Origin of the sequence: Tateyamaria sp. syn59, assembly GCF_007995245.1 — a bacterium.
In the GTDB taxonomy this organism is placed as follows: domain Bacteria; phylum Pseudomonadota; class Alphaproteobacteria; order Rhodobacterales; family Rhodobacteraceae; genus Tateyamaria.
The window spans coordinates 53,464-74,985 of the sequence record NZ_VCBA01000016.1; the positions used below are offsets into that span (position 1 = coordinate 53,464).

General features: G+C 60.7%; 22 protein-coding genes and 1 tRNA gene. 3 read left to right on the top strand and 20 right to left on the bottom strand.

Annotation, left to right across the window (positions count from 1 at the left end):
- Positions 1-347 precede the first annotated feature (347 nt).
- Together rplL and rplJ are read right to left on the bottom strand one after the other, a co-directional pair.
- Entirely contained in the window at positions 348-725 is a 378-nt protein-coding gene (gene rplL, locus FD715_RS19975; RefSeq protein WP_039689767.1) for a 50S ribosomal protein L7/L12, read from the bottom strand.
- Between the two features lie 69 nt (positions 726-794).
- A complete protein-coding gene (rplJ, locus tag FD715_RS19980) occupies positions 795-1,307 on the bottom strand; it encodes a 50S ribosomal protein L10 (protein WP_039689769.1) in 513 nt (170 codons plus the stop codon).
- Positions 1,308-1,666: 359 nt separating this feature from the next.
- Here rplJ and FD715_RS19985 point away from each other — a divergent pair, with 359 nt between their 5' ends.
- Positions 1,667-3,025 (top strand): hypothetical protein, encoded by a 1,359-nt coding sequence (locus FD715_RS19985; protein WP_147114212.1) that lies wholly within the window; start codon positions 1,667-1,669, stop codon positions 3,023-3,025.
- 618 nt (positions 3,026-3,643) lie between these two features.
- On the opposite strand, the gene rplA is transcribed toward FD715_RS19985, so the two are convergent.
- The 12 genes from rplA to FD715_RS20045 form a co-directional block, all read right to left on the bottom strand.
- Positions 3,644-4,342 (bottom strand): 50S ribosomal protein L1, encoded by a 699-nt coding sequence (gene rplA, locus FD715_RS19990; protein WP_147114215.1) that lies wholly within the window; start codon positions 4,340-4,342, stop codon positions 3,644-3,646.
- Position 4,343: 1 nt separating this feature from the next.
- Positions 4,344-4,769 carry a 50S ribosomal protein L11 gene (rplK, locus tag FD715_RS19995; protein WP_039689777.1) on the bottom strand — a complete coding sequence of 142 codons (426 nt, stop codon included), beginning with the start codon at positions 4,767-4,769 and terminating at the stop codon, positions 4,344-4,346.
- 179 nt (positions 4,770-4,948) lie between these two features.
- Complete coding sequence (locus FD715_RS20000) at positions 4,949-6,118, bottom strand: OmpA family protein (protein WP_189799570.1); 1,170 nt, start codon at positions 6,116-6,118, stop codon at positions 4,949-4,951.
- 225 nt (positions 6,119-6,343) lie between these two features.
- The gene (locus tag FD715_RS20005; RefSeq protein ID WP_147114223.1) at positions 6,344-7,237 is read right to left on the bottom strand and encodes a DMT family transporter; all 894 of its coding nucleotides are present in this window, start codon (positions 7,235-7,237) and stop codon (positions 6,344-6,346) included.
- Positions 7,234-8,028: an ABC transporter permease gene (locus FD715_RS20010; RefSeq protein ID WP_147114226.1), complete on the bottom strand. Its 795-nt coding sequence runs from the start codon at positions 8,026-8,028 to the stop codon at positions 7,234-7,236. Before FD715_RS20010 ends, FD715_RS20005 begins: the two co-directional genes overlap by 4 nt.
- On the bottom strand, positions 8,021-8,959 hold the full coding sequence (locus tag FD715_RS20015) for an ABC transporter permease (RefSeq protein WP_147114229.1): 939 nt from the start codon (positions 8,957-8,959) through the stop codon (positions 8,021-8,023). The genes FD715_RS20010 and FD715_RS20015 overlap by 8 nt, the downstream gene beginning before the upstream one ends.
- Positions 8,956-9,711 carry an ABC transporter ATP-binding protein gene (locus FD715_RS20020; protein ID WP_223274998.1) on the bottom strand — a complete coding sequence of 252 codons (756 nt, stop codon included), beginning with the start codon at positions 9,709-9,711 and terminating at the stop codon, positions 8,956-8,958. Before FD715_RS20020 ends, FD715_RS20015 begins: the two co-directional genes overlap by 4 nt.
- Positions 9,675-10,358: an ATP-binding cassette domain-containing protein gene (locus FD715_RS20025; protein ID WP_147114232.1), complete on the bottom strand. Its 684-nt coding sequence runs from the start codon at positions 10,356-10,358 to the stop codon at positions 9,675-9,677. The genes FD715_RS20020 and FD715_RS20025 overlap by 37 nt, the downstream gene beginning before the upstream one ends.
- Positions 10,355-11,878, bottom strand: coding sequence for an ABC transporter substrate-binding protein (locus FD715_RS20030; RefSeq protein WP_147114234.1), 1,524 nt, complete (start codon positions 11,876-11,878; stop codon positions 10,355-10,357). Before FD715_RS20030 ends, FD715_RS20025 begins: the two co-directional genes overlap by 4 nt.
- Positions 11,879-11,888: 10 nt before the next feature.
- Positions 11,889-12,161: a DUF6525 family protein gene (locus tag FD715_RS20035; RefSeq protein WP_147114237.1), complete on the bottom strand. Its 273-nt coding sequence runs from the start codon at positions 12,159-12,161 to the stop codon at positions 11,889-11,891.
- On the bottom strand, positions 12,158-12,793 hold the full coding sequence (locus tag FD715_RS20040) for a DUF1826 domain-containing protein (protein ID WP_147114240.1): 636 nt from the start codon (positions 12,791-12,793) through the stop codon (positions 12,158-12,160). The genes FD715_RS20035 and FD715_RS20040 overlap by 4 nt, the downstream gene beginning before the upstream one ends.
- A complete protein-coding gene (locus FD715_RS20045; RefSeq protein ID WP_147114243.1) occupies positions 12,790-14,001 on the bottom strand; it encodes a GTP-binding protein in 1,212 nt (403 codons plus the stop codon). The genes FD715_RS20040 and FD715_RS20045 overlap by 4 nt, the downstream gene beginning before the upstream one ends.
- Positions 14,002-14,104: 103 nt before the next feature.
- Between FD715_RS20045 and FD715_RS20050 the strand changes: the two genes are divergently transcribed.
- Positions 14,105-14,503 (top strand): Rrf2 family transcriptional regulator, encoded by a 399-nt coding sequence (locus FD715_RS20050; RefSeq protein WP_147114246.1) that lies wholly within the window; start codon positions 14,105-14,107, stop codon positions 14,501-14,503.
- Positions 14,504-14,623: 120 nt separating this feature from the next.
- Here FD715_RS20050 and nusG read toward each other — a convergent pair whose 3' ends face one another.
- From nusG to FD715_RS20065, 3 genes are all read right to left on the bottom strand, one after another.
- Complete coding sequence (gene nusG / locus FD715_RS20055; RefSeq protein ID WP_076628942.1) at positions 14,624-15,157, bottom strand: transcription termination/antitermination protein NusG; 534 nt, start codon at positions 15,155-15,157, stop codon at positions 14,624-14,626.
- A 170-nt stretch (positions 15,158-15,327) separates the two neighbouring features.
- Positions 15,328-15,525 (bottom strand): preprotein translocase subunit SecE, encoded by a 198-nt coding sequence (gene secE, locus FD715_RS20060; RefSeq protein ID WP_039689783.1) that lies wholly within the window; start codon positions 15,523-15,525, stop codon positions 15,328-15,330.
- 99 nt (positions 15,526-15,624) lie between these two features.
- Positions 15,625-16,305, bottom strand: coding sequence for a hypothetical protein (locus tag FD715_RS20065; protein ID WP_147114249.1), 681 nt, complete (start codon positions 16,303-16,305; stop codon positions 15,625-15,627).
- 701 nt (positions 16,306-17,006) lie between these two features.
- Here FD715_RS20065 and FD715_RS20070 point away from each other — a divergent pair.
- On the top strand, positions 17,007-18,434 hold the full coding sequence (locus tag FD715_RS20070) for a hypothetical protein (RefSeq protein WP_147114252.1): 1,428 nt from the start codon (positions 17,007-17,009) through the stop codon (positions 18,432-18,434).
- 396 nt (positions 18,435-18,830) lie between these two features.
- Here FD715_RS20070 and FD715_RS20075 read toward each other — a convergent pair.
- The 3 genes from FD715_RS20075 to FD715_RS20085 all read right to left on the bottom strand — a co-directional run bounded on the left by FD715_RS20075 (position 18,831) and on the right by FD715_RS20085 (position 21,030).
- Positions 18,831-18,906 (bottom strand) — tRNA-Trp (locus FD715_RS20075).
- A 49-nt stretch (positions 18,907-18,955) separates the two neighbouring features.
- Complete coding sequence (locus FD715_RS20080; RefSeq protein ID WP_223274999.1) at positions 18,956-20,194, bottom strand: CoA transferase; 1,239 nt, start codon at positions 20,192-20,194, stop codon at positions 18,956-18,958.
- Positions 20,191-21,030, bottom strand: a complete 840-nt coding sequence (locus FD715_RS20085; protein ID WP_147114255.1) for a MaoC family dehydratase N-terminal domain-containing protein — start codon at positions 21,028-21,030, stop codon at positions 20,191-20,193. Before FD715_RS20085 ends, FD715_RS20080 begins: the two co-directional genes overlap by 4 nt.
- Positions 21,031-21,522: the final 492 nt, after the last annotated feature.

Genomic DNA, 21,522 nt, shown 5'->3' on the forward strand with positions numbered 1-21,522 from the left:
CCGGCGCGATCCTCAAAGATCGAAAAGGTGATCTATCCCTGCGCACCCGCCCAAGATGCGCGCCCGATCACAATCTTTCCTAAAAAGCCGCCGCAGCGGTTCGGACCCAGCGGCTTTTTGCGAAAGATCGGAACATGAAGTGTGTGTTCGGCTGACCCCCATAGATACAAGACGCAAAAAGCCGGGCGCGAATCATCGCTCCCAGCGGAGAGGTTCATTTAGGACGCTATCGGGGAAAGCACAAGGGACACACTGCGCCAAACCCCCGCTTTTGTCAAATCCCCGCCCAGAAACGGAAAAGGGCGCCCCGTCTCCGGAACGCCCCCTTCAATGCGAAATCGCAAGGCTTAGGCCAGCTCGACCTCGGCGCCAGCTGCTTCCAGCTTGCCCTTGATCTCTTCGGCTTCGGCTTTGTCGACGCCTTCCTTGATCTTGCCGCCGGCTTCGACCAGGTCCTTGGCTTCTTTCAGGCCCAGACCGGTGATGCCGCGCACTTCCTTGATCACGTTGATCTTGGAGGCGCCTGCGTTTTTCAGGACAACGTCGAATTCCGACTTCTCTTCCTCAGCGGCGCCACCGGCGTCGCCTGCAGGGCCAGCCATCATCACTGCGCCGCCAGCGGCGGGCTCGATGCCGTACTCGTCCTTGAGGATGGTTTTCAGTTCTTGTGCTTCCAGCAGGGTCAGACCCACGATGCTTTCTGCGAGTGCTTTCAGATCAGCCATTGTATCAGCTCTTTCCGTTTACATGTGTTCCAACGTGCAGCGTTTACCGCACGCCAATCAGACAATGCCTCAGGCCGCCTTTTCCTCGATGGTCGAGAGGATGGAGGCGATGTTGCTTGCAGGTGCGCCAATGGCCCCGGCGATGTTCGATGCAGGTGCGCCGATGCAGCCCACGATGGAAGCAATAAGCTCCTCGCGCGAAGGCATCTTCGACACAGCCGTCACACCGGCCCGGTCCAACGCGTTCTCACCCATCGCACCACCAAGGATCACGAACTTGTCGTTGCCCTTGGCAAAGTCCTCCGACACCTTGGCGGCTGCCACGGGGTCTTCGGAATAGGTCAGAACGGTCATGCCCGTCAGGTAGTCAGCAATGCTTTCGCAGGGCTTGTCCTGAAGGGCGATCTTGGCGAGCCTGTTTTTGGCAACACGAACCGCAGCATCCGCTTCACGTGCTTTCGCGCGCAGATCCTGCATTTCGGCAACTGTCAGACCGGCGTAGTGGGCAACCACAACGACGCCAGAGCTTTCAAAGATCTGGCCGAGTTCCTCGACCACTTTCTCTTTCTGGGCTCTATCCACAGTTTTCTCCAGTTTATGGGACGCGAACGCCCCGGCTCAGTTTGCACCGGATCACTCCGGCGGTTTGGTCCTCGAAATACACGGGTCCAAGACCGCCAGAGGCTCGACGGAGCATCTGGAGAAGTAAGGTCTGTTCCCGCCTCGGGCAGGATTTATGAGCTATCGCTCACCCACCGTCTCGGACGAAAGCGAGGGCGTTCGAATCAATCGGACACCCTCGCGGTGGGGAGTTAGAGGGTTTTGGGGGATTTGGGAAGGGGGTTTGGGGTAGAGTGTACAGTTAAAATTCGTAAGCTCTAGATGTTAGCCAACTGCCACAATAGTAAGGAGCGAAGTCTGTTTACGAGCGAGTGTCGCACATGGCCAACCCAAGTGAATTTCATATCAAGCGCGTTGATGACGCGACAATTTTTCGTCTGTTCAAATCGGCTCAAAACGCTGGGGAGAAAACTCTTCAGCGAGTTATAGATGCGGAAATAGAATTGAAGGGTCGCAACCACCAAATAAGCACTTCTTACAGCTCTTCGCTTCCTTGGACGATTACTGAGGATGACTTGAGCCAGTCGCCGCCAGGTGAATACGCCATCGGTCGAGCATCGCTAAGCTTCGTTTCAAAAACGGTTGATAGACAACAACAAAGGCAGGATTCTGTTACCTTCGAACTAGTTCGTGGAACGGACGGTGGTGTAACCGACACATTTAGAATTTCTTCAAGCAACCAATATCATTCAATGAATGGTTCGGGGGAACAGACAGTACAAAGGTCTATCCATAAGTCATTATCCACTTTACTCCAGCCGGTGGCCCCCGAGGACGGTGGGTTAGTGCCTACACTCACAAACCTTTCTCAAGCATTTGACACAAGTTATCAAAGGATTGCATCCGAATTATCTACAGCAGTTGCCGCAGTGAGCAAAGAGCGTGCTGAGCAGATAACGGAGTTTCAAAATGAACGGCGTAAACTTCGGGAAGAAATGCTGGAAGAACGAGAAGAACTTTTAGCAACCGCGCGGAAAACATTAGATACCGAACGGCTTGAACTCGAAACGCTTGAGAAAGAAATTGCGGAAGAGCGGCTGAAGTTGGAGATTAGCAGTCACAAAGATGCCAGAAGGAAACAGTTTGATGGGCTGCAAAAAGATCTACTAGAAAGCTTGAATGCACCTGCTGTTGACAAGGGTTTAAGAACCATGCGGTGGGCGGTTTTCATAGCATTAATTGCTGCTGGATGTGCAGCAGGGTTCTTCGCTTTCTTGAGTTTCGATATTGCTACTTGGGAAGCAGCAATCCCATCTTCTGCGGTGGACCGGTTTAGCACTGTAATGATGCTTGTATTGCGCACAGTTGTGCTCACCGTAGCTTCTTTAGGCGCCTTTCTGGGGGCCGCAGCTTGGATGCGTTACTTTTATAATCGTGACCTACAGACCCAAGAGGACATGAGGCGCTTCCGAAATGACATGGCTCGCGCATCATGGGTGATGGAAGCGGCCTTGGAGATCAGAAAAGAGCATGACGAAGAGATCCCACCTGAATGGATTTCAGGGGTAACCGAAGGTTTGTTTTCTGCAAACAAAAAAGAAAGCTTGGAAGAAGGTGCTCAGGCTCTTGCGGCGTTAATGGGTTTATCGGCTGGCGCGAATATTGGTCCAAACGGAATGGAGGTACAACTTAGCAGAAAAGGTAGGAAAGCTATCGCAAACGCCGCTGGCGATACTTAGGCGTTACCCATTTGAACTAGTTGTACGCCTGTTGAGACTTTCGATATCTGCCAGCTTGTGGACACAACAACACCTTTCGCTAAGGCCCAACCAGAACTTGACCAGTCCGGAATCAAGCCGAAGGCGCCGGACATCGCCAGACCGGCCCCACGGGCTGGCGATACATCTCCACCTGCACCCCGCTCAACCGTCCGATGACCCCACGACCATAAAGCGCGCCGCACCACCCCAAGATCGCCATCCCCCGGTCCGGCGATGTCCGTCTCACCGCGCGCCTGCTGTAGGGTAGGCATTCTGCCCACCATGCCAAACGCCGTAGGCCGGGCTTCAGCCCGGCATCCCCCGCCAATCAAATGCCCAAAATTCTCGAAAACCCAAAAACCGCCCGCCTTCGGGCGTCATGCTACAAATCAACCCGTTAAAATCCCTGAAACCCACCGTGCGGTGGTCCAACCCCCTGACCCGCCTGACGGACTCGAAAGTCCCTAACATCGCGTGACCCGTCCGAACACGCTGTCCCCGCGGGGACAAACCGCTTATGTCCCCGCGGGGACACGAAAAAATGGCGCGCACCCCATCGGGCACGCGCCATCCAAACTCTCTCGAACTCGTCCCCGATTATTCGGTAACGGCGTTCTCCACATCGACGCTCACGCCCGGACCCATGGTCGAGCTCAGCGACACCTTTTTCATATAGGTGCCTTTCGCGCCCGCGGGCTTGGCCTTGGCCACAGCCCCCACAAACGCGCGGATGTTTTCGACCAGCTTGGCCTCATCGAACGATGCTTTGCCCACGCCTGCGTGGACCACACCGGCCTTCTCCGCCTTGAACTGGACTTCACCGCCCTTGGCCGCTTTGACGGCGTCCGCGACGTCCATGGTCACGGTGCCGACCTTGGGGTTCGGCATCAGGTTGCGGGGGCCCAGCACCTTACCCAGACGGCCCACGATGGGCATCATGTCGGGGGTGGCGATGCAGCGGTCGAACTCGATGGTGCCGCCCTGAACCGTTTCCATCAGGTCCTCTGCACCCACGATGTCGGCCCCTGCCGCTTGCGCTTCCTCGGCCTTGGGGCCGCGGGCAAACACAGCGACGCGCACGTCCTTGCCGGTGCCGTTGGGCAGGCCAACCACGCCGCGCACCATCTGATCCGCGTGGCGGGGGTCGACGCCCAGGTTCATCGAGATTTCAACCGTCTCGTCAAACTTGGCCGAGGCGTTTGCCTTGATCAGGCTCACCGCATCTTCGACGCTCAGGTTCTCTTTGCCGGCGAAGGCTTCGCGGGCCGCTTTTGTGCGTTTTCCGATCTTTGCCATCTTACTTCACCTCGATGCCCATGGAGCGGGCGGAGCCCAGGATGATCTGCATCGCGCCGTCAATGTCGTTGGCGTTCAGATCCTTCATCTTCGCTTCGGCGATCTCGCGCACCTGCGCGGCCGTCACTGTCCCGACGGTTTCACGCGAGGGGTTGTTGGCGCCGGATTTCACCTTGGCCGCTTTCTTCAGATAGTAAGACGCAGGCGGCGTCTTGATATCCATGGCAAAGGATTTGTCCTGGTAGTAGGTGATCACGGTCGGGCACGGCGCACCGGGCTCCATGTCTGCGGTCTTGGCGTTGAACGCCTTGCAGAATTCCATGATGTTGATGCCGCGCTGACCCAGGGCCGGACCAACCGGCGGGGACGGGTTTGCTTGACCGGCGGGCACCTGCAATTTCATGGTGCCGGCAAGTTTCTTGGCCATGTGCCAATCTCCTTTTCAAACAGCCTTGGAACGCGTTCCAAAGCCTATGTTGACGTGGTCGTGGTCTGGGCATCGCGATGCCCGCGCCTCCCACGGTGGACGCTGCAAAAGCAACAGAAGCGCCGGTTACAGCGCTCCTGTCAAAAACACAAGAGGGTTTGTCCCCGCAGGGACAATGATCAGCCTTCTTCGAGGATCACATCAAAGCGGACACGGCTGCCGGGCAGGCCTGCGTCGTTGAGAGGACGAGAGGGCGCTGCGATAATGATTTCTTCAGTATTTACCCCTCTGCCCACCAGCATCGCCATCAGCGCCTTGGCGCGCAGCAGCCCGGTTGAGACGCCTTCGCCCGATCCCACGTCACCGGCGTGGTGGCCGATCACGCGCAGACGGGCATGCGGGCATTCCATCGCCATGGTCGCGAGGGTCATCGCCGTATCGACGTCGCTGGCACCCAGCGATACCGAGCGCGGGGCATAAAACAGCATCGTGCTGTCCACCGCCTTTTGCAGCGCGGTCACGCAGGTGGCATTTGCCCAGGGTTTGGGCGCCGCTGCAGGTGCGCGGACGGCAACACGCGTAACCTCTTCGACAATGGAAAATTCGACGCGACGGTCATAGTAAGAAGCCGGTTCCGGGCCGACAATACCGGAGGGCTGGCGATCGCCCATACCCTCAGCAAAGAACATGGTGGTGTCGAGACCGGAGGCGCCAATGCGCTTGATCACCTCCTGCGCGCGGGCCTGGCTGAGGCGCTGGTTCGCGGCGGGGTCACCGGAGGGGTCCGAATGCCCCTCGACCCGGATCTGCACGCCCGTGCAATTCTGCGCGATCAGCCCCAAAAGACGCCCCTGCTCGATCCCGCCTTGATCGGCGTTCAGACCGCCGCTGGGAAAGTAGACGCGGGCCTGATCCGCCATGGTGCGCAGATCGTCGATGCACTGCTGCTGCGCGCCCGCACCAAAGGTACTGGTGTCAAAGACGGGCGCAGCCGATGCCGTGGCCAACGCGGCAGTGCGTTGTGGCGCGGGTGCTACGACGACAGGTTGCGCCGGGGCGGGCGTGGCGGCGGCGGCCAAGGGCTGGGGTTGCGCGACAACGGATGCGACGCCGGTCAAGGAGGTGTCGGGGGCCACCTGACGGGCGACAACCTCTTGATCGGCGGAGGGCAATGTCGGCGCGGGCGCGGCCACCTCTACCGGTGCTGCCTGTGGCGCCGTGGCAGCAACGGGCTGTGGCTGTTCGGCGGCGTCCTTGCCCCCCAGCTCAAGAAAACCAGACGCTGCAAATACAATTGCGGCAGACGGAACCAGCCACGGGAGGCTGTCCCGCACATACTTCAATGCCATAGAATATCCCCCAGATACGCTGCTCGGCTTTGTGTGGCACATCTACATCGTGTGCCTGTGCCCATCAGTAGGCGATAATCCGCCGCTTTCGTCAACAGGACTTGTGGATGTTTCTGTGGATAAGTTGCGCAGCGTGACGTCAGTTTGTGACCTGCCGCGCTTGGCAATGATCAACCGAACTCATGTTGCGGTAGATCTCTGGCCGAACACATCCAATGCCCCTGCCTATACGGGTTTCGGCTTTGCCTTTCCTTCGGAGGCGGCGATTGCGGCGCCCATCAACACGAGCGGCAGTGCGAGCAGAAAGCTGGTGGCCAGCGGAAGTCTGAAAATCAGCAGGTCCGCCAGAACCGGCCAGAGGAGTGCGATGTATTCGAACGGCGCAAGCCGGGACGCTTCGGCATAGCGGAACGACAGCGTCATCGCGATATGGGCAAACCCGCCGAACAGCCCCGCGAGCACCAGCAAAATCGCTGTCTGTGCATCAAGCGGCGCCCACCCCCAGGGCAGCGTCACCAGCCCGCCCGTCATGGAGGCGACCACAAAGTAGAAGGCGATGGCGCCGGGGCTTTCGGTGCGTGTGAGGCTGCGGACCATGATCAGCGCAAAAGCCGTCAGGAGCGCCGTCAGCAGGCCCAATCCGATCCCGAGCATGCGGCGCGCGTCGACGACCCCGCCCCCGATGTCAGGCCAGACCAGGACGAGGACACCGGTCAATCCGAAGGCCAGCCCGATCACGCGCCACAGGGTCAAACGCTCGGACAGAAGGACGACAGCTGCGATCGCGGTCAGAACCGGTGCAAGTTGCGCAAGCAGCACCGCCTCAGCCAGCGGCAAGAGGGCCACCGATGCAAATGAGGTGAACATGGCCGCCGCCCCGAAGAAGGAGCGGACGAGGTGCCCAAAAGGACGCGTCGTACCGAGGCCGGACGGGAATTCGTGCCGCAGTATCAGAAAGATCACCAGCGGGATCAGGGCAAAGACGGATCGGAAAAAGACGATCTGGCCCAGGGGTGCCGTGTCGCTGACCACTTTGACGCAGATGACCATCCCGGTGAACAGCATTCCTGACAGGATGCGCAGCATGATCCCGAGCGTCGGGTTGTCTGGGCGCGTCACGGCTTCACCCCCTCCTCGGCGAGCGCATCGCGCAGGGCATCGCCCGCAAGGTTGATGGCCAGCACCGAGACAACGACCGCGAGCCCCGGCCAGATCATCTGCAACGGAGTCGAGCGGATGTGAATGCGCGCATCAAGCAGCATCGTACCCCATTCCGGCATGGGTGGTTGAACGCCGAAGCCGAGGAACCCCAGCGCCGAAATGCCAAGGATCGCGCGGGCGAGCATGCCGGTCCAGACCACGGTCAGCGAGGGCAAGAGCGAGGGAATGTAGTGCCAGCGCGCGATGGCGAGCGGCGACAGGCCAGCGAGGCGGGCCTGCACGACGTATCCTCGGGTGCCGATCGACAGGCCGATGCCGCGTGCAACACGGGCGTAGCGCATCCATCCCGTGACTGAGAGCGCAAAGATCAGCGACGCCGTGCTGGCACCGAGGACACCGGCGATGACGACGGCGGCAATCAGCTCTGGAAACGCAAGAAATGTGTCGGTGACGCGCATGGCGAGCCAGTCCGCCAGTTTGCCGCCCTGGGCGGCGATCAGCCCAATCACCGTACCGATGATCAGGCCAAGGAAGGACACGACAAAGGCCAGCCCGAGCGACCAGCGCGCGCCGTGCAGGAGGCGGGACAGGATATCGCGGCCCAGCGCGTCGGTGCCCAGGAGCCACGCGCCGCCCGGCGGGGCCAGCCGGTTGGGGATGTTGATCGCGGTCGGATCATGCGGGGCCAGCATCGGGCCGAAGAGCGCCAACAGGAAAAGCAGCAGAACGAGGATAGCCACACTACGCATCGCGGCCCTCCATGCGTGGATCGAGCCGGCGGTAGATCAGGTCGATCAGGAGGTTCACGACCACAAAGATCACGGCGGTCAGGATGACGACCGCCTGCACTTTCGGAAAGTCGCGGGCGAAGATGGCGTTGACAAGAAAGCTGCCCAGGCCGGGCCGGGCAAAGATCACTTCGACCACCACCAGCCCTTCGAGCAGGAAGGCGAGTTCGAGGCCGATCACTGTCACGACGGGCACGGCGGCATGGGGGGCCACGTGATCGCGGGCGATGTCGCGGGGTGCCACGCCGCGGCGTCGGAATGCCGGCAGAAACGGCTGGCCGCGCGCCTCGAGGATACCGGACCTGATGATGCGCGTCAGCGAGGCGGCGATGCCGAACCCCAGCGTCAGCGCAGGCAGGATGCTGTGGGATATCGTCTCTGCCCCCATCGCGGGCAACCAGCCGAGTTGGACGGCAAAGAGCAGGATCAGCAGCAGGCCCAGCCAGAAGGCCGGGATGGCGACACCGACCGAGGCCAGGGCCACCGCGCCGCGATCCACCCAACTGCCGGGCCTGCGCGTGGCGATCAGCGCCAGCGGGATCGAGATGGCCAGCCCGATCCCGAGGCTGACCAGAGCCAGGGGGAAGGTGTAGGACATCGCCGTGACCAGATCGGGCCAGACGTCGCGGCCATTGACGGACGATTGCCCGAAGTCACCCTGCAAAAGCGGGACGAGCCACGCCCAGAAGGCGCTCCAGAAGCCGCCGTCAAAACCGGCCTCGGCGCGGATGAAGTCGAGCACCTCTTCGGACACGATGGTGCCGTAACGGGCCTCGGCGATAGACAGCGCGGGATCGCCGGGGGCGTGCCACAGGAGCGCAAAGGTGGTGATCGCCGCGCCCGCAAGGACAACGCAGGCGCGCAGGACCAGCCCGGCCAGAGCACCGATCATGCCACGCGTTCCAATGCGCCTAGGGAAAAGGCCGCATCGCGCAGCGTTCTCCCATAGGCGGTCTGCGGTGCCTCAACAAAGGCGCGCGCTGCGCTGTATTCCTCGATCCGGCCCGCGCGCAGCACGGCGATGTGGTCGGCAAAGGCTGCGGCGTATCCCAGATCATGGGTCACGATCAGGGCAGCGAAGCCCTCTTGCCCCTGCATGTCGGAGATCAGCCGGGCGGTATGCTTTTGCGTGGCGGCATCGAGGGCGGACAGCGGTTCGTCGAACAGCACCAGCGGCGACTTGGCGATCAGGGCGCGCAGAATGCCCATCCGCTGCGCCTGCCCGATGGAGACCTGATTGGGACGACGATCCAGCAGGTCGGGGTGCAGTTCGAGGCCGTCACATAGACGGTACAAACGGTTCAGATCGCCGGCAGACGCCTGCTTGGCCAAAGGTTCCATGACCGACCGCCGCAGCGACAGGTGCGGGTTAAAGGCTGCACGTGGCTCTTGCATAACCAGCGCGGGACGGCACTTGGGCGCGGGCGCATCGGTCCATGTCACCTGACCAGCGGCACAGCGTATCAGGCCGAGGATTGCACCGATGAGCGTGGACTTTCCCGCGCCGCTTTCGCCGACAACGGCCAGGGTGGCACCCGGCGCCAGCGCCAAGGACACATCATGCAGTACCGGCGTGCCGCCGCGCCGGACGGAGATGCCCTCGACCTTCAGCACGGCAATTGCAGCCAGTTGCGATGCGCGCAAAGCGCCTTGGCGGCCCGTGTGGCAGGCGCGGCCAGAAACCGTGTCGTTGGCGCATCTTCGACGATCCGTCCCGCATCCATGACCATCAGGCGGGACACCCGCCGTGCCGCCAGCCCTAAATCGTGTGTGATCAGCACGAGCGCGGTCTGGCGGCCCGCAAGATAATCCTCCAGCAAATCCATTGTGCCGGCGGCCACCACCGGGTCCAGGGCAGAGGTTGGTTCGTCCATGACCAGCACACCGGGTGTCCCGATGAGCGCCATGGCAATGACGAAGCGTTGCTGCATTCCACGGCTCCACCCCCAGGGTCGTTTGCGCATATCGCCATGCCCGATCTGAAGCGCCTCGAAAAGATGTGTCCGTCGCGACGCATCCGGAGCGAGGCCCAACGCAATCTCGGCCTCACGCCAATGATACGCCATGGAGCGCAGCGGATCGAGTGCCTCGTCCGGGCTTTGCGGCACATGGGCGACGGCAGTACCGGCGCCGCGCAACCCATCGACCAGCGCATGCCCCAATGTCGATTTCCCGGAGCCCGACGCACCAACAAGCCCGACGCGTTCGCCGGGCTTGAGGGTCACATCCGTGGGATGAAGAATGGTGCGGCCAGAGCGCACAGCGCTTAGGCCATTGGCCGTAAATGTCATTCGGCGAAGCGTGTCTCGTGTGTGATCCAGTAGGTTTCGGTCGGGTGCACCTGATAGCCTGTCAAATCCGCACGCGCCACCACGGCCTGGCTGACGTGAAAGACCGGGATCAGCGGCACGTCCGCCGCGATGATCTGCTGAACCTCGTCGTAAATGCGCTCACGTTCTGCCTGGTCGAAAGTGTTCTGACCCTCGACAAGAAGTTCGTCCATCGCCGGGTTCGCATAATTGCCCGCGTTCGATCCGCCGTCCGTGGACAAAAGCGTGCTGAGGATAGACGCAGGATCGCCTTGCGGCAGCATGACCCAGGCCTGCAGGAACATGTCCCCGTCACCGGCCTTGAGCGCATCGTTGCTCGCACCGTATTCGCCAATACGCACGGAGGATGTGATGCCGATCTGTTGCAGGAACGCTTGCGTGATCTCGGCCGTCGGCGGCAGCGCCGCGCGCGAGGCATAGGTCAGTATTTCAATCTCGAGCGGCGCGCCGTCCAGCATCCAAATGCCGCCCTGTTTCACGGCACCCGCCTCGATCAACAGCTCTTCGGCCCGTGCGGGGTCATATGTGGGGGTAATGTCGGCGGCCCAGCTTTTCCCAGCGGGATAGATGGCGCCCGCGGGCACACCACCCACCCCTGACAAAACAGCTTCGACAATGCCGTCCCGGTCAATCGCCAGAGACACGGCTTGCCGGATCAGCGGATTGGCGAGTGGACCGGACGCCGCGTTCATCGAATAGAAATAGAGGCGCGCGGTTGGCGCGGTGAACCCCTGGGCACCGGTTTCCTGAATGCGTGCGAAATCCGTCTCGGGATAGTTGATCACCATGTCTACATCGCCAGCCTCGAAGGCGAGCGAGGCGGTCGCGGGATCGGGGGAGGCCACAACGCGCACCTCGTCAAAGCCGGGTTCGCCCAAGCGGTAGTCTGCGTTTGCCTCGACTCGGTAGAGTTGCTGTGGCACCGCCTCGCGGAAGATATAGGGGCCTGTGGCATTGATCGGGAACGCGTCCGAAGGCGTACCGAGAATGGCAACACCGGGGTCAGACAGGCCCCATTGAAACGCCGCATTGGGGCTGTTGGTCGTGAAAACCACAGCGGTGTCGCCATCTGCAGACATATCCGCAAGGTCCAGAACACCGGCAATACGCTTGTTGAACGCCGGATCGTTCTCGTCCGAGATGGGGGCAATCGCGTCGATGACGGCTTGCGCAGTGACGGGGGAGCCGTCGTGGAACGTCACACCATCGCGCAGTGTCACGCGCCATGTGGTCTGATCAAGCTGCTCGATGCTTTCGGCCAGTCGGGGGTAAAGACCAAGATCATAGTCGATGCCCATCAGGGTTTCCGTGACGCCGGTCTGGTTCGACATCCAACCGTTATACCCCGCGCGTGGGTCCGGCACCTCTGCCGTTGGACCGTACGTGACAGAGATGTTCAGCGTATCGTCTTGCGCCGCCACGGGCAGGCTTGCGCCACATGCGACCACGGCAGCAGCGGCGAGGCGGGTGAAAATGGTCATCGAGGTTCCTTCAGGTCTTGGTTGGTACGTATTTGGAGATTGAGACGTTGTCACGCGCCAGGGTGCGGGCTTCGGCCTGGGACAGAACCGACAGCGCGTCTTCGACGCTCATGCCCTTGGCGCAGGCACGGTTCCATACGCGGCGTGCCGAAGCGGGTGACCAAGGCAATGTCGCCTGGGCCAGCCAGTGTCGCAACGGCGCGGGCAGCGCATCGTAACTGCGCATCGGATCCGCCGCGCGGCGTTTGCGGTTGAGCGAGGTAGAGCCGAGGTTTCGCGTCACATCTCATCCTCAAGACTGTCGACCGCATCGAGGACGAGGACCAGCCGTGTCTCGCCCGTTCCTTCGATGGGAGGTGAGCGGTGCAGGAGGCCGGACGCCGGTTTTTGCGGCCAAAGCGTGCCGCGCAGAAGGATCGGCGCGCCCGTTGCAACCGAGAACACCCGCGTCGGGTCATTGCCATCGGTTGAAATGCCGTATTGCGTGCCCTGTCCGCGGTAGGTGCACACCAGACGGGCGGTGAGGGCGTCGATGTGAAATTTGCGGCAGGCATTGGTGGTGACCGCCTGAAGCCGCAAACGCACATAGGCGGGGTGCAGGAGATCGGCGAACATATCGGCCAGGGCGCTGATGTCCCCCACCAGTTGATCGCGTTCGGGGCATGCCGGTGTGCCGGCACGGTCGCAGAGCGCATGCACCGCAGCACCAACCGCGTCAGGGCGCAATGTGATGCGCCCTTGCGGCAGCAGCCACGCGTCAAGCGCGTCGATCCACTCCTGCAGCCGTGGTGCGGGTTGCCTACGCCAGATCGCTGCCGCACAGCCTGCTTGGAGGAACGTCTTGAGGTCTTCGGGCTGGTCTGCGACGGCTACGCCGATCGCCGCGTTCCTGACCAGCGTCTGCGCGCTCGTCATGCCGCTTGCTCTTCGCGCCGCCAGACGGGGAACGGATCGGGATAATCCGGCAAGTCCTCTGGTCCGCTGGCGGCGGTTGCGGGCACCAGGCACGCATCAAGCCGTGCCTTCAGAGCAGGCCAGTCGATGCCAGCGCCGATGAACACGATCTCTTGCCGCCGGTCGCCCCATGGCTCTTGCCAGTGCTGCTCCATATAGACGCGCGCACCCTCGTGATCGGGCCAACGGTCCTTGGGCACCGACGCCCACCACGTGCCCAGAGGTTTGACGCTGGACAGGGCGCCTGCGAGCGAAAACTCTGCCACCCAGCCGGGTCGCGTCGAAATCCAGAAATGGCCCTTGGCGCGGATCACGCCCGGCAGGTCACCGGTCAGCACGTTGAGTATGCGGTCGGGGATGAAGGGCAGACGCGCGCGGTAGACGAAGGATGCGACGCCGTATTCCTCGGTTTCCGGGGTGTGGTCGGCAAAGCCGTAGAGCTCCTTGGCCCACATCGGATGTTCGTGGGCTTTCTCGAAATCGAACATACCCGTGTTCAATATCGCCTCCGCGGCGACATCCGAATGGTCGGTCTCGATGATCTTTGCATCCGCGTTCAGGCTGCGAATGATCTTGCGGGCGGCATCGACCTTTTGCGGGCCCGCGTCGCTGACCTTGTTGAGGATCACGACATCGGCAAACTCGATCTGGTCGGTCAGCAGATGGACCAGCGTGCGCTCGTCTTCTTCGCCAAGGGTCTCGCCCCGGTCGCTCAGGAAATCATGGCTGGAAAAGTCGTTCAGCAGGTTCACCGCATCAACCACCGTCACCATCGTGTCGAGGCGGGAGACATCCGACAGGCTATCGCCAAACTCGTCCCGAAAGTCAAAAGTGGCGGCGACGGGCAAGGGTTCGGAAATGCCGGTCGACTCGATCAGGAGGTAGTCAAAGCGCCCTTCGGCAGCGAGCCTGCGCACTTCGTCCAGCAGGTCGTCGCGCAAGGTGCAGCAGATGCAGCCATTCGACATCTCGACGAGCGTTTCGTCCGTGCGGCTCAACTCGGTATCCGCCCGCACGAGGTCGGCGTCGATGTTCACCTCGGACATGTCATTGACAATGACGGCAACGCGGCGGCCCTCGCGATTGTTCAAAACACGATTGAGAAGGGTCGTTTTTCCGGCGCCGAGGAACCCTGAAAGAACGGTGACTGGAAGTCGGTGGTCTGACACGTTATGCTCCTGTCCTGATGCTACAGGTCACGCAACTTACGCAGTTGCTTTACAAATGCAACTGCAAAAGTTACGAGCAACGCCCACTCGGAGACACCCGCCCATGAAGCGAAACTCTCGTCTGTCACTCGCCCTGCATACACTGGGTCATATGGCCAGCGATCCAAATCGGGTCCGCACGTCTTCTGACATTGCAGAGCATGCGGGAACCAACCCGGTCGTGGTGCGCCGCGTGTTGGGAAAGCTGCGGGAGGCCGGTCTACTCACGTCGGAGAAAGGCCATGCGGGGGGATGGCGTTTGGCCCGTCAGCCGCAGGACATCACGCTTGCCGATGTCTATCTTGCACTGGACGAACGCATGGTCGCGACCGGCGAAACCAGTGAGGCGCCCGCGTGCTCGGTTGAGCATGCGCTGCACAAACGCGTTTCGACCGTTTTGGAGGACATTGAAGCAAGCCTTGTGAAACGGCTGAGCGAGACCTCTATTTCTGAAGTGCGCTGAATCTGATCACAGTCTTTGGACTGTTACTCGTACCATGTACGTTGGTGAGCCCACTGCCCCGCCCAAAATGAAAAATGGCGCATGAAACATGCGCCACTTCGTCACCACAGATCACGCCGATCAGATCTGCTTCGTGACCTGCGTGTATTCCAGTTCGACGGGCGTTTCGCGACCGAAGATCGACACGGTCACCTTGAGGCGCTGGTTGTCTTCGTCCACCTCTTCGACCATGCCGTCGAAGTCTTCGAACGGGCCGTCGTTGACTTTGACCTTTTCGCCGATCTCGAAGCTGATCATCAGCTTGGGCGCGTCTTCGCCCTCCTGAACACGGTTCAGAATCTGATTCACTTCGGCGTCGCGCATGGGCATCGGACGCCCCTGAGGCCCCAAGAAGCCGGTGACACGGTTGATCGAGTTGATCAGGTGATAGCCCTGGTCTGACATTTCCATATGCACCAGCACGTAGCCGGGCATAAAGCGGCGTTCGGTCGTGACCTTCTTGCCGCGGCGGACCTCGATCACCTCTTCGGTGGGAACCAGCACTTCGTCGATCTGGTCCTCAAGCCCGTTTTCCTCGACCGAGGTTCGGATCTGTTCGGCGATCTTCTTTTCGAAGTTGGAAAGAACGCTGACCGAATACCACCGTTTTGCCATGTCTTGTTTGGCCCCTCGCCCGTTTGCTTTGCCGGAGGTGCGGCGTTCGTGAACCGCTGCCCGGAATAAAAAGTGGCGCGGGGCTCGAATCGCCGCGCGCCTGTGTCAGATCAGGTTTGGGAAATACTCTGCACCATTTCAAAGTGCAAGAGGTGCGCCCCGGTCCGCCCCTAGCCGAAGGTCGTGAGGACCGTCTCAAGCCCCCAGCGGATAATGATGTCGACCAGCGCAAAGAACACAGCTGTAAGGGCGGAGAGGATGAACACCATGACTGTGGTCAGGAACACCTCGCGTCGGGTTGGCCACACCACTTTCGAGACTTCCGAGCGGACCTGCTGGATGAACTGAAGTGGGTTGGTGGTGGCCATGGATCATGTCCTTTGCTGCGGATGGACCGCATGTAACGGCACGACGGAATGAATTCAAGGCGGGATTGCACCCGCCCTGGTCACGTGTTGGCGATAGGTTCAGCCCTCGTGCGCCATACGGTTGAGCCGGTCGCTGACCACTTGCTGATGGTCGATCTCGGCCCGCTGCATCGCCTGAAAGTCGGGCATATAAAGGCTGTCGACCATACCGTCGGGGAAGATGTCGAGCACGCTGTCCCAGCGGTAGGCAAAGGTGTCGAGTTTGACGCGCAGGTCGTGAGCGCGGGAGGGATCGCGCGCTTCTACCCGGTCGAGCCAGGCGAGGACGCCGCGCCAGATGCGGTCAGCGCCCAGAATGAAGAACGTAGCGGCCACCAGCAACACGCCGAGGATCGCCCCAATGATGAACCAGTGCGGTCGCAGGACGATCAGAAGCGCCGACAGCGCGAGGGCGATGTGCCGTGTCGTCGGTTGAAAACTGCGGATGCGCGCAGTCAGTGCCGATGCGGGGCGCAAGACCGCTGCCGCACTCCGGGATGTCAGGCGTGCGCGGGATGCCGGGATGTCCTCGGCCACCGCAAGGTCGGGCAGATCATCGGCCCGGCGACGCGGCGCGGGTGCGGGCGTTTTTTCGACAAAGGCGCGCGGTTGCGCTTCGGGCATCGGGTCAGGTTGCGCGGGGCCCGTGTCCATGTCGTCCGTGAGGACCGAGCGGATCATCGACATCGTTTCTTCCTCACTTGCGGTGTGAGACTGACCGGGGATCAATGTGTATTTCATCTGGCAGCTTCCTTGCCCCGTCACCATTCGGGGCATTCTTTACCGGCCCGAGGCAGATCGGGCGTGTGATACAGGGCCGCGTCATGCGGATGAGGCGAAGCTAGGGCTAGAATGTGGGCGGTCGGTGTCAGAGTTGTGGCGAGAATGTGGCACTGTCTGCAGGGCACGTTCAGTCACGGGATGAGGCCGGAGACTGTTTCCATCATGCGCGGGATTGAAAAGACAGGGCCGCACATATGCCCGGAACCTGACACATATGCATGAATCACTGTATCGGCACGTCCCTGCGCCCTGCTTCCCCTTATGCCGGTCTGAGAACCTCGTTTTGACCTGCGGACAGACCGGCAGGTCAGGCACTCAGGCATGACCGGGCGCGTCCGTGGCAAACATAACGGCATGTGCGATGCCGTCAGATCGCCGACACCGCGCGTGACTGTCCTACCCAAACGCACACAGTGAACGGCCAAGCGGCAATCAGGCGGTGACGCGGCCTGATTCGTTCGAGTTTTAAGACCTAAAGTCTCATTTATTTAGTCTGAGTTCCGGTATTTTGGCCCCTACGCCCAGGTACTGCTCGAAATCACGCCAATGAAAAATCCTCAGATCAGCAGCTTCCAGCCACTTTTTCAACCCTGGGTTATCTTCCTGCAACCGGTTTCAAGCCTGTGCAAGTCCTCTTTGCATGACTGTCCTGGCGCCAAGTGGCCGGGGCGGCATGCCACTTAAAACCGGAGAATACGACTATGAGTCTTGATCTTGTGAGTTCTTACGCGGATGACCAGTTTGTCTTCAAACAGGTGCCGGACGGCATCGATGCGCTGCAACCAACAAACGCAATTGCGGCCCTGTCAGCAGCTCTGACCGCCCGCGATATCGACCCCGCGTCTCTTACCAGCAGTCAGATGAGTGTACTGGCCGATTTCGCAGAGGATCTGGAAGTCGCACGGACGTCTAACGTGACGACGGCAGAGGACGCGGCTGCCCTGTTCAATGATACGCTGGACGTTATCGTTGTCGATGATCTCAAGACTTTGGATGGTGCGAAACTGAACGGTGCAGCCACTTCCGACGGGCGCATCCTTCTGGACGCCGCTCTGAAAGGGGAAGCGCTCACCGACACTCTGGTGGAAGAAGTGAGCGAGGCAGCATTCTACGCAATCTTCAACACGGTTTCGCAAGGTGACTTTGGGGCGGAGGTTCAGGCCCGGCTGTCCGGTGTCACATCCCCGGATGAACTGGCGCGTTTCACACAGGTCAGTGAAGAGGATACCGTTCTAACGGAATTCGGCGAGGCTCAGGCCAATAGACCGGCACCTGCTGCGCTGACCAATGGCCTGGCGGCGGACTACAAGGCGGCCAATGCCGGCCACACTGTCACAGGAATTTTCACCTACGATGGTGGCAATACGCCGACGGCAGAAGACTTCACCAGCTTTAAACCGGTCGTTGACTTTGATCTTCGCGGTCTCAACCTGTCGTCAATAAATGGGAAATACGACGCAAACAACGACGGCGTTCCCGACCAATACGCGCTGCGGCACGTTAACACGGACTTCAATTCGCCCAGCTTGGACGGCGGCAACGCGCTTTACATTATAAGTGCCACGCCAACAGAGATCATACCGACATCGCAATCTGCACAGGTTTTGATCGGCAGAGGGGAGGCATCCACAACTTGGGTTCTGAGAACCCAGGAAACGCATTCGACAGCCAGAGAATTCAACTGGAACGTGTCGCTAGCGAAGGAGGTGGGCGCATCCATAAACTTGGGCGCCGTCGACCTTTCGGGATCGGTCACGACCACAATTGAGGGAGGAGGCTCGACCACCAGAACCAACACTTTCACCGTGGGAAACGAAGTGCGCGACACCTACACAATTCCCGCCGAAGCCTACAAGGAGGGCACACTTGTCTCGTACGGGTTTCATATGCTGACAGGAGATGTTGATCTTGTTGAGAGCTACGGTGTCTATGCCGCAATCACAAATGCCCGCGAGGGATATGATGATCACCTGTTCCTGAGAGGTGCCGTTCGCGGTCAAGTCGATGACCACTACCTTGGCATCGTCATGACAGATTTTGACATGGCAAATGTGCCGAACGCAGCGGATCTTTTTGACATCGCATGAGACGTTGCCGCCCATTGCTTTGGGCGGCAACCATCGACCCTATCCTGAACGCCAGTTGTCGAACCGACGCGGATACCATTGTTCATCGTGTTTGGATTGCTTGGTCAGGACATGCACCGAGCAGCCGTTGATTTCACAGTCAGTCACCGGAGACATGCGCCACGACAGCAATCGTACCGTCCTTTGGCATCCGGGGGTTTTCTGGCCCAGGAGATACGTGCGCACGGCCATTTGGAGCTTTCGTCGCGCCGATGGGTATGACGTCTGCCACCCAGAATTGTGAGTTTTCTGATGATTGCGCGCGCCATGAGTGCTTGGACCGGTTTCGTTCAGGCGGTGTGCAGCTACACCGCTCCTGTTGGGTTTGTTTACCCGAAACTACAATTGGCTGGTTTTTGGCAGGGGCAGCAGGGTTCGAACCCGCGACCTACGGTTTTGGAGACCGTCGCTCTACCAGCTGAGCTATACCCCTTCACGCCGGACTGAATTACGCGGCAGTCCGGCGCTTTGCAAGGGCGAAATCAGGCGGCGGTGCGTGTCGCGCCATAGCTGTCCGATTGCACAATACCGGCATCAAAGAGATGCGCGATCTCAGTGTCTGTCAGACGCGCGATGTCGCCCAGCACTTCCTCGGTGTGCGCGCCGAGCGATGGGGCCGCCTGTGCGGGTGCCCGGTCGGCGGCGCCAAAGCTGGCCGGGTGACGCGGGACAGGATAGGTGCCAAGGCCCGGTTGGTGCAGGATGTCGAACATCGGGTTGTCCGAACTCAGGTCGGCGTCATCCGCCAATGCTTCGCGAACGGTGCGGAATTCTGACCAGGTCAGGCCCGCAGCATCAAATTCAGCGCGGAATTCGCGCACGCGACGTGATGCGAACCATGGGCGCAGGATATCTGTGATCTCCGCCCGGCGCCGCCAGCGCTCGCCCTCATCCGAGAGCGAGATGCCATAGCGCCGTTCCATCGCCTGCATCGCGTGTTCGGTGCCTGTCGCCTTGACCAGCCCGCGCCACTGCCGGTCCGTCAAACCAATGACCATGATCCGCCGACCGTCGGCGCAGACGAAATCCTGCCCATATGCCCCGTAAAGCGCATTGCCCGCCTTGGTCCGATCCGTGGGGTTCAGCGTGGCGTCGCCCAGCATGCCAAGATGGCCCATTGTGGCGGCTGCGACGTCCTTGAGTGCGAGTCTCACATCTTGTCCTTCGCCAGTGCGCAAGCGGTGACGTTCGGCTGTCAGCAGGGCCGACACGCACATGTTCCCGGCGATCAGATCCCATGCGGGAAGCGCATGTGCGACCGGGTCATGCGATCCTTCGGGGCCTGTCATATGCGGGATACCGAGCGCGGGATTGACTGTGTAGTCCACTTGCGGGCGGCCATGGCGATCGCCTTTCAGCGCCACGGTGATGATGTCGTTGCGCAGCGTACGCAGCGTTTCGTGGTCGAGCCAGCCGCGCGCAGGCAGGTTTGTGAGGAACAGGCCCGCATCGTCCCCCGGCGCAGCGACCAGTTGCTGTACGAGCGCCTGTCCTTCGGGATGGCGCGTGTCGACAGCAACGGACTTCTTGCCCTTGTTCATACCGGCCCAGAACAGGCTTTGACCCGACGGCGCGAGCGGCCAGCGCCCCGCATCCAGACCGCCGCCCAAACGATCAACGCGGATCACTGTGGCGCCCATCTGCGCGAGGGTCATGCCAGCCAGCGGCACGGCGACAAAGGCAGCGTGTTCGACAACGCGCATTCCGGACAGAAGAGTCATTGTGTACCTCCAAACAGGGCTGTGGCTTGCATGCCTTGGTGGCCGTCCTGGCCGGTGAAAAGCGACAGGACACCGTCATCTTCGGTGGTGCAGATATCCACTGGCGTTCCGGCGAAGAGCGGGTGCACGGCGCGGAAGTCGAAGAAAATCGGCCGTTGGCCTGTCTGTTTGGTGGCGTGACGCATCAGCAGGGCCGCTTGCAGCGGGCCATGGACGACAAGGCCGGGATATTTTTCAACCGACCGTGCGTAGTCCAAATCGTAGTGGATGCGGTGACTGTTGAAGGTCGCCGCGGAGTAGCGGAACAGCAGCGTGGGCGAGGCATCGACCCGTTCGGTGGTGTCCGCGGGCATCCCGCGTTTCTTGGGCGGCGTGAAGACGTCAGGCATTGGAAGGTAAACGATGTCCTGCCGTTCTTCGATGGCGAGGCCCTGTGGTCCGGTGATCGTGTGATCGAGCGTGACCAGCGCCATAGGTCCGGCAGCCGTGGTTTTCGTATCCACCGACCGGACGGCTGTCTGGCGGTGCAACGTGTCGCCGACGTGGATCGGCGCATGAAAGCTGAGCGCCCCCCCTGCCCACATCCGGCGTGGCAGGCCCAGTGGTGGAAGCAATGCGCCCGGCGCCGGGTGTCCGTCGACGCCGAGGCTGTCGACGTGGCTAAGCGGCGGAAACGCCGACCAGTGCCACAGGGAGGGAATGAGCGCGCCCTTGCGGGGTGCTGTTTCGTCGGACCGACCAATCGTGGCGTGCAGCTTGGCGGCAAGTGAATTGTCGATACCACCGACGTCAGAGGTGCTTTTGCCGACCCACGCGGCCAGGTTCACTTGATCCATTGGCTGTCCTCCCGTTTTCACCAAAAGGGACCAAGGTTAGAAAAAAATCAATATATTTTAATGACTTAGCGGGATACCGTCGTATACCGTCGCCGCCTTTCTGCGGGTGCAGCATGCTCAGACGTCTGGATTATCAACGACTTTTTTTGTGACTTTGCAAATGCAGCGAAATCAATATGACAGGAAAAAATATGCGCGTTGGGCGGGAATTTTGTGCCTTCGGTTCGAGTGTGTGCGATTGAGTGTGGCGTCTAAAGGTGGAGGCGGCGCGTGTGAGGTCTGGATGATTCCCGTTGAATGCGCACGGGTCAAAACAAAAAAGGGCGGCCCGTTGGCCGCCCTTTGTTTTGGTGGTTTGGCAGGGCGGATCGAGATCCGCCTTACGTGTCGTACTCTATTGCTGCCGTGGTGCTGCGGCTGGGGCTTCGCCACTCTGTTCAGAGTGGCACCACCCCGTGCCGCACACTGGGCGTGTTTCCCTGATTACTCCGT

Coding starts and splice junctions, on each gene's coding strand:
- rplL (WP_039689767.1), bottom strand. CDS start 725: ATGGCTGATCTGAAAGCACTCGCAGAAAGCATCGTGGGTCTGACCCTG.
- FD715_RS19985 (WP_147114212.1), top strand. CDS start 1,667: ATGGCCAACCCAAGTGAATTTCATATCAAGCGCGTTGATGACGCGACA.
- rplA (WP_147114215.1), bottom strand. CDS start 4,342: ATGGCAAAGATCGGAAAACGCACAAAAGCGGCCCGCGAAGCCTTCGCC.
- rplK (WP_039689777.1), bottom strand. CDS start 4,769: ATGGCCAAGAAACTTGCCGGCACCATGAAATTGCAGGTGCCCGCCGGT.
- FD715_RS20000 (WP_189799570.1), bottom strand. CDS start 6,118: ATGGCATTGAAGTATGTGCGGGACAGCCTCCCGTGGCTGGTTCCGTCT.
- FD715_RS20010 (WP_147114226.1), bottom strand. CDS start 8,028: ATGCGTAGTGTGGCTATCCTCGTTCTGCTGCTTTTCCTGTTGGCGCTC.
- FD715_RS20015 (WP_147114229.1), bottom strand. CDS start 8,959: ATGATCGGTGCTCTGGCCGGGCTGGTCCTGCGCGCCTGCGTTGTCCTT.
- FD715_RS20025 (WP_147114232.1), bottom strand. CDS start 10,358: ATGACATTTACGGCCAATGGCCTAAGCGCTGTGCGCTCTGGCCGCACC.
- FD715_RS20030 (WP_147114234.1), bottom strand. CDS start 11,878: ATGACCATTTTCACCCGCCTCGCCGCTGCTGCCGTGGTCGCATGTGGC.
- FD715_RS20040 (WP_147114240.1), bottom strand. CDS start 12,793: ATGACGAGCGCGCAGACGCTGGTCAGGAACGCGGCGATCGGCGTAGCC.
- FD715_RS20050 (WP_147114246.1), top strand. CDS start 14,105: ATGAAGCGAAACTCTCGTCTGTCACTCGCCCTGCATACACTGGGTCAT.
- nusG (WP_076628942.1), bottom strand. CDS start 15,157: ATGGCAAAACGGTGGTATTCGGTCAGCGTTCTTTCCAACTTCGAAAAG.
- secE (WP_039689783.1), bottom strand. CDS start 15,525: ATGGCCACCACCAACCCACTTCAGTTCATCCAGCAGGTCCGCTCGGAA.
- FD715_RS20065 (WP_147114249.1), bottom strand. CDS start 16,305: ATGAAATACACATTGATCCCCGGTCAGTCTCACACCGCAAGTGAGGAA.
- FD715_RS20080 (WP_223274999.1), bottom strand. CDS start 20,194: ATGACTCTTCTGTCCGGAATGCGCGTTGTCGAACACGCTGCCTTTGTC.
- FD715_RS20085 (WP_147114255.1), bottom strand. CDS start 21,030: ATGGATCAAGTGAACCTGGCCGCGTGGGTCGGCAAAAGCACCTCTGAC.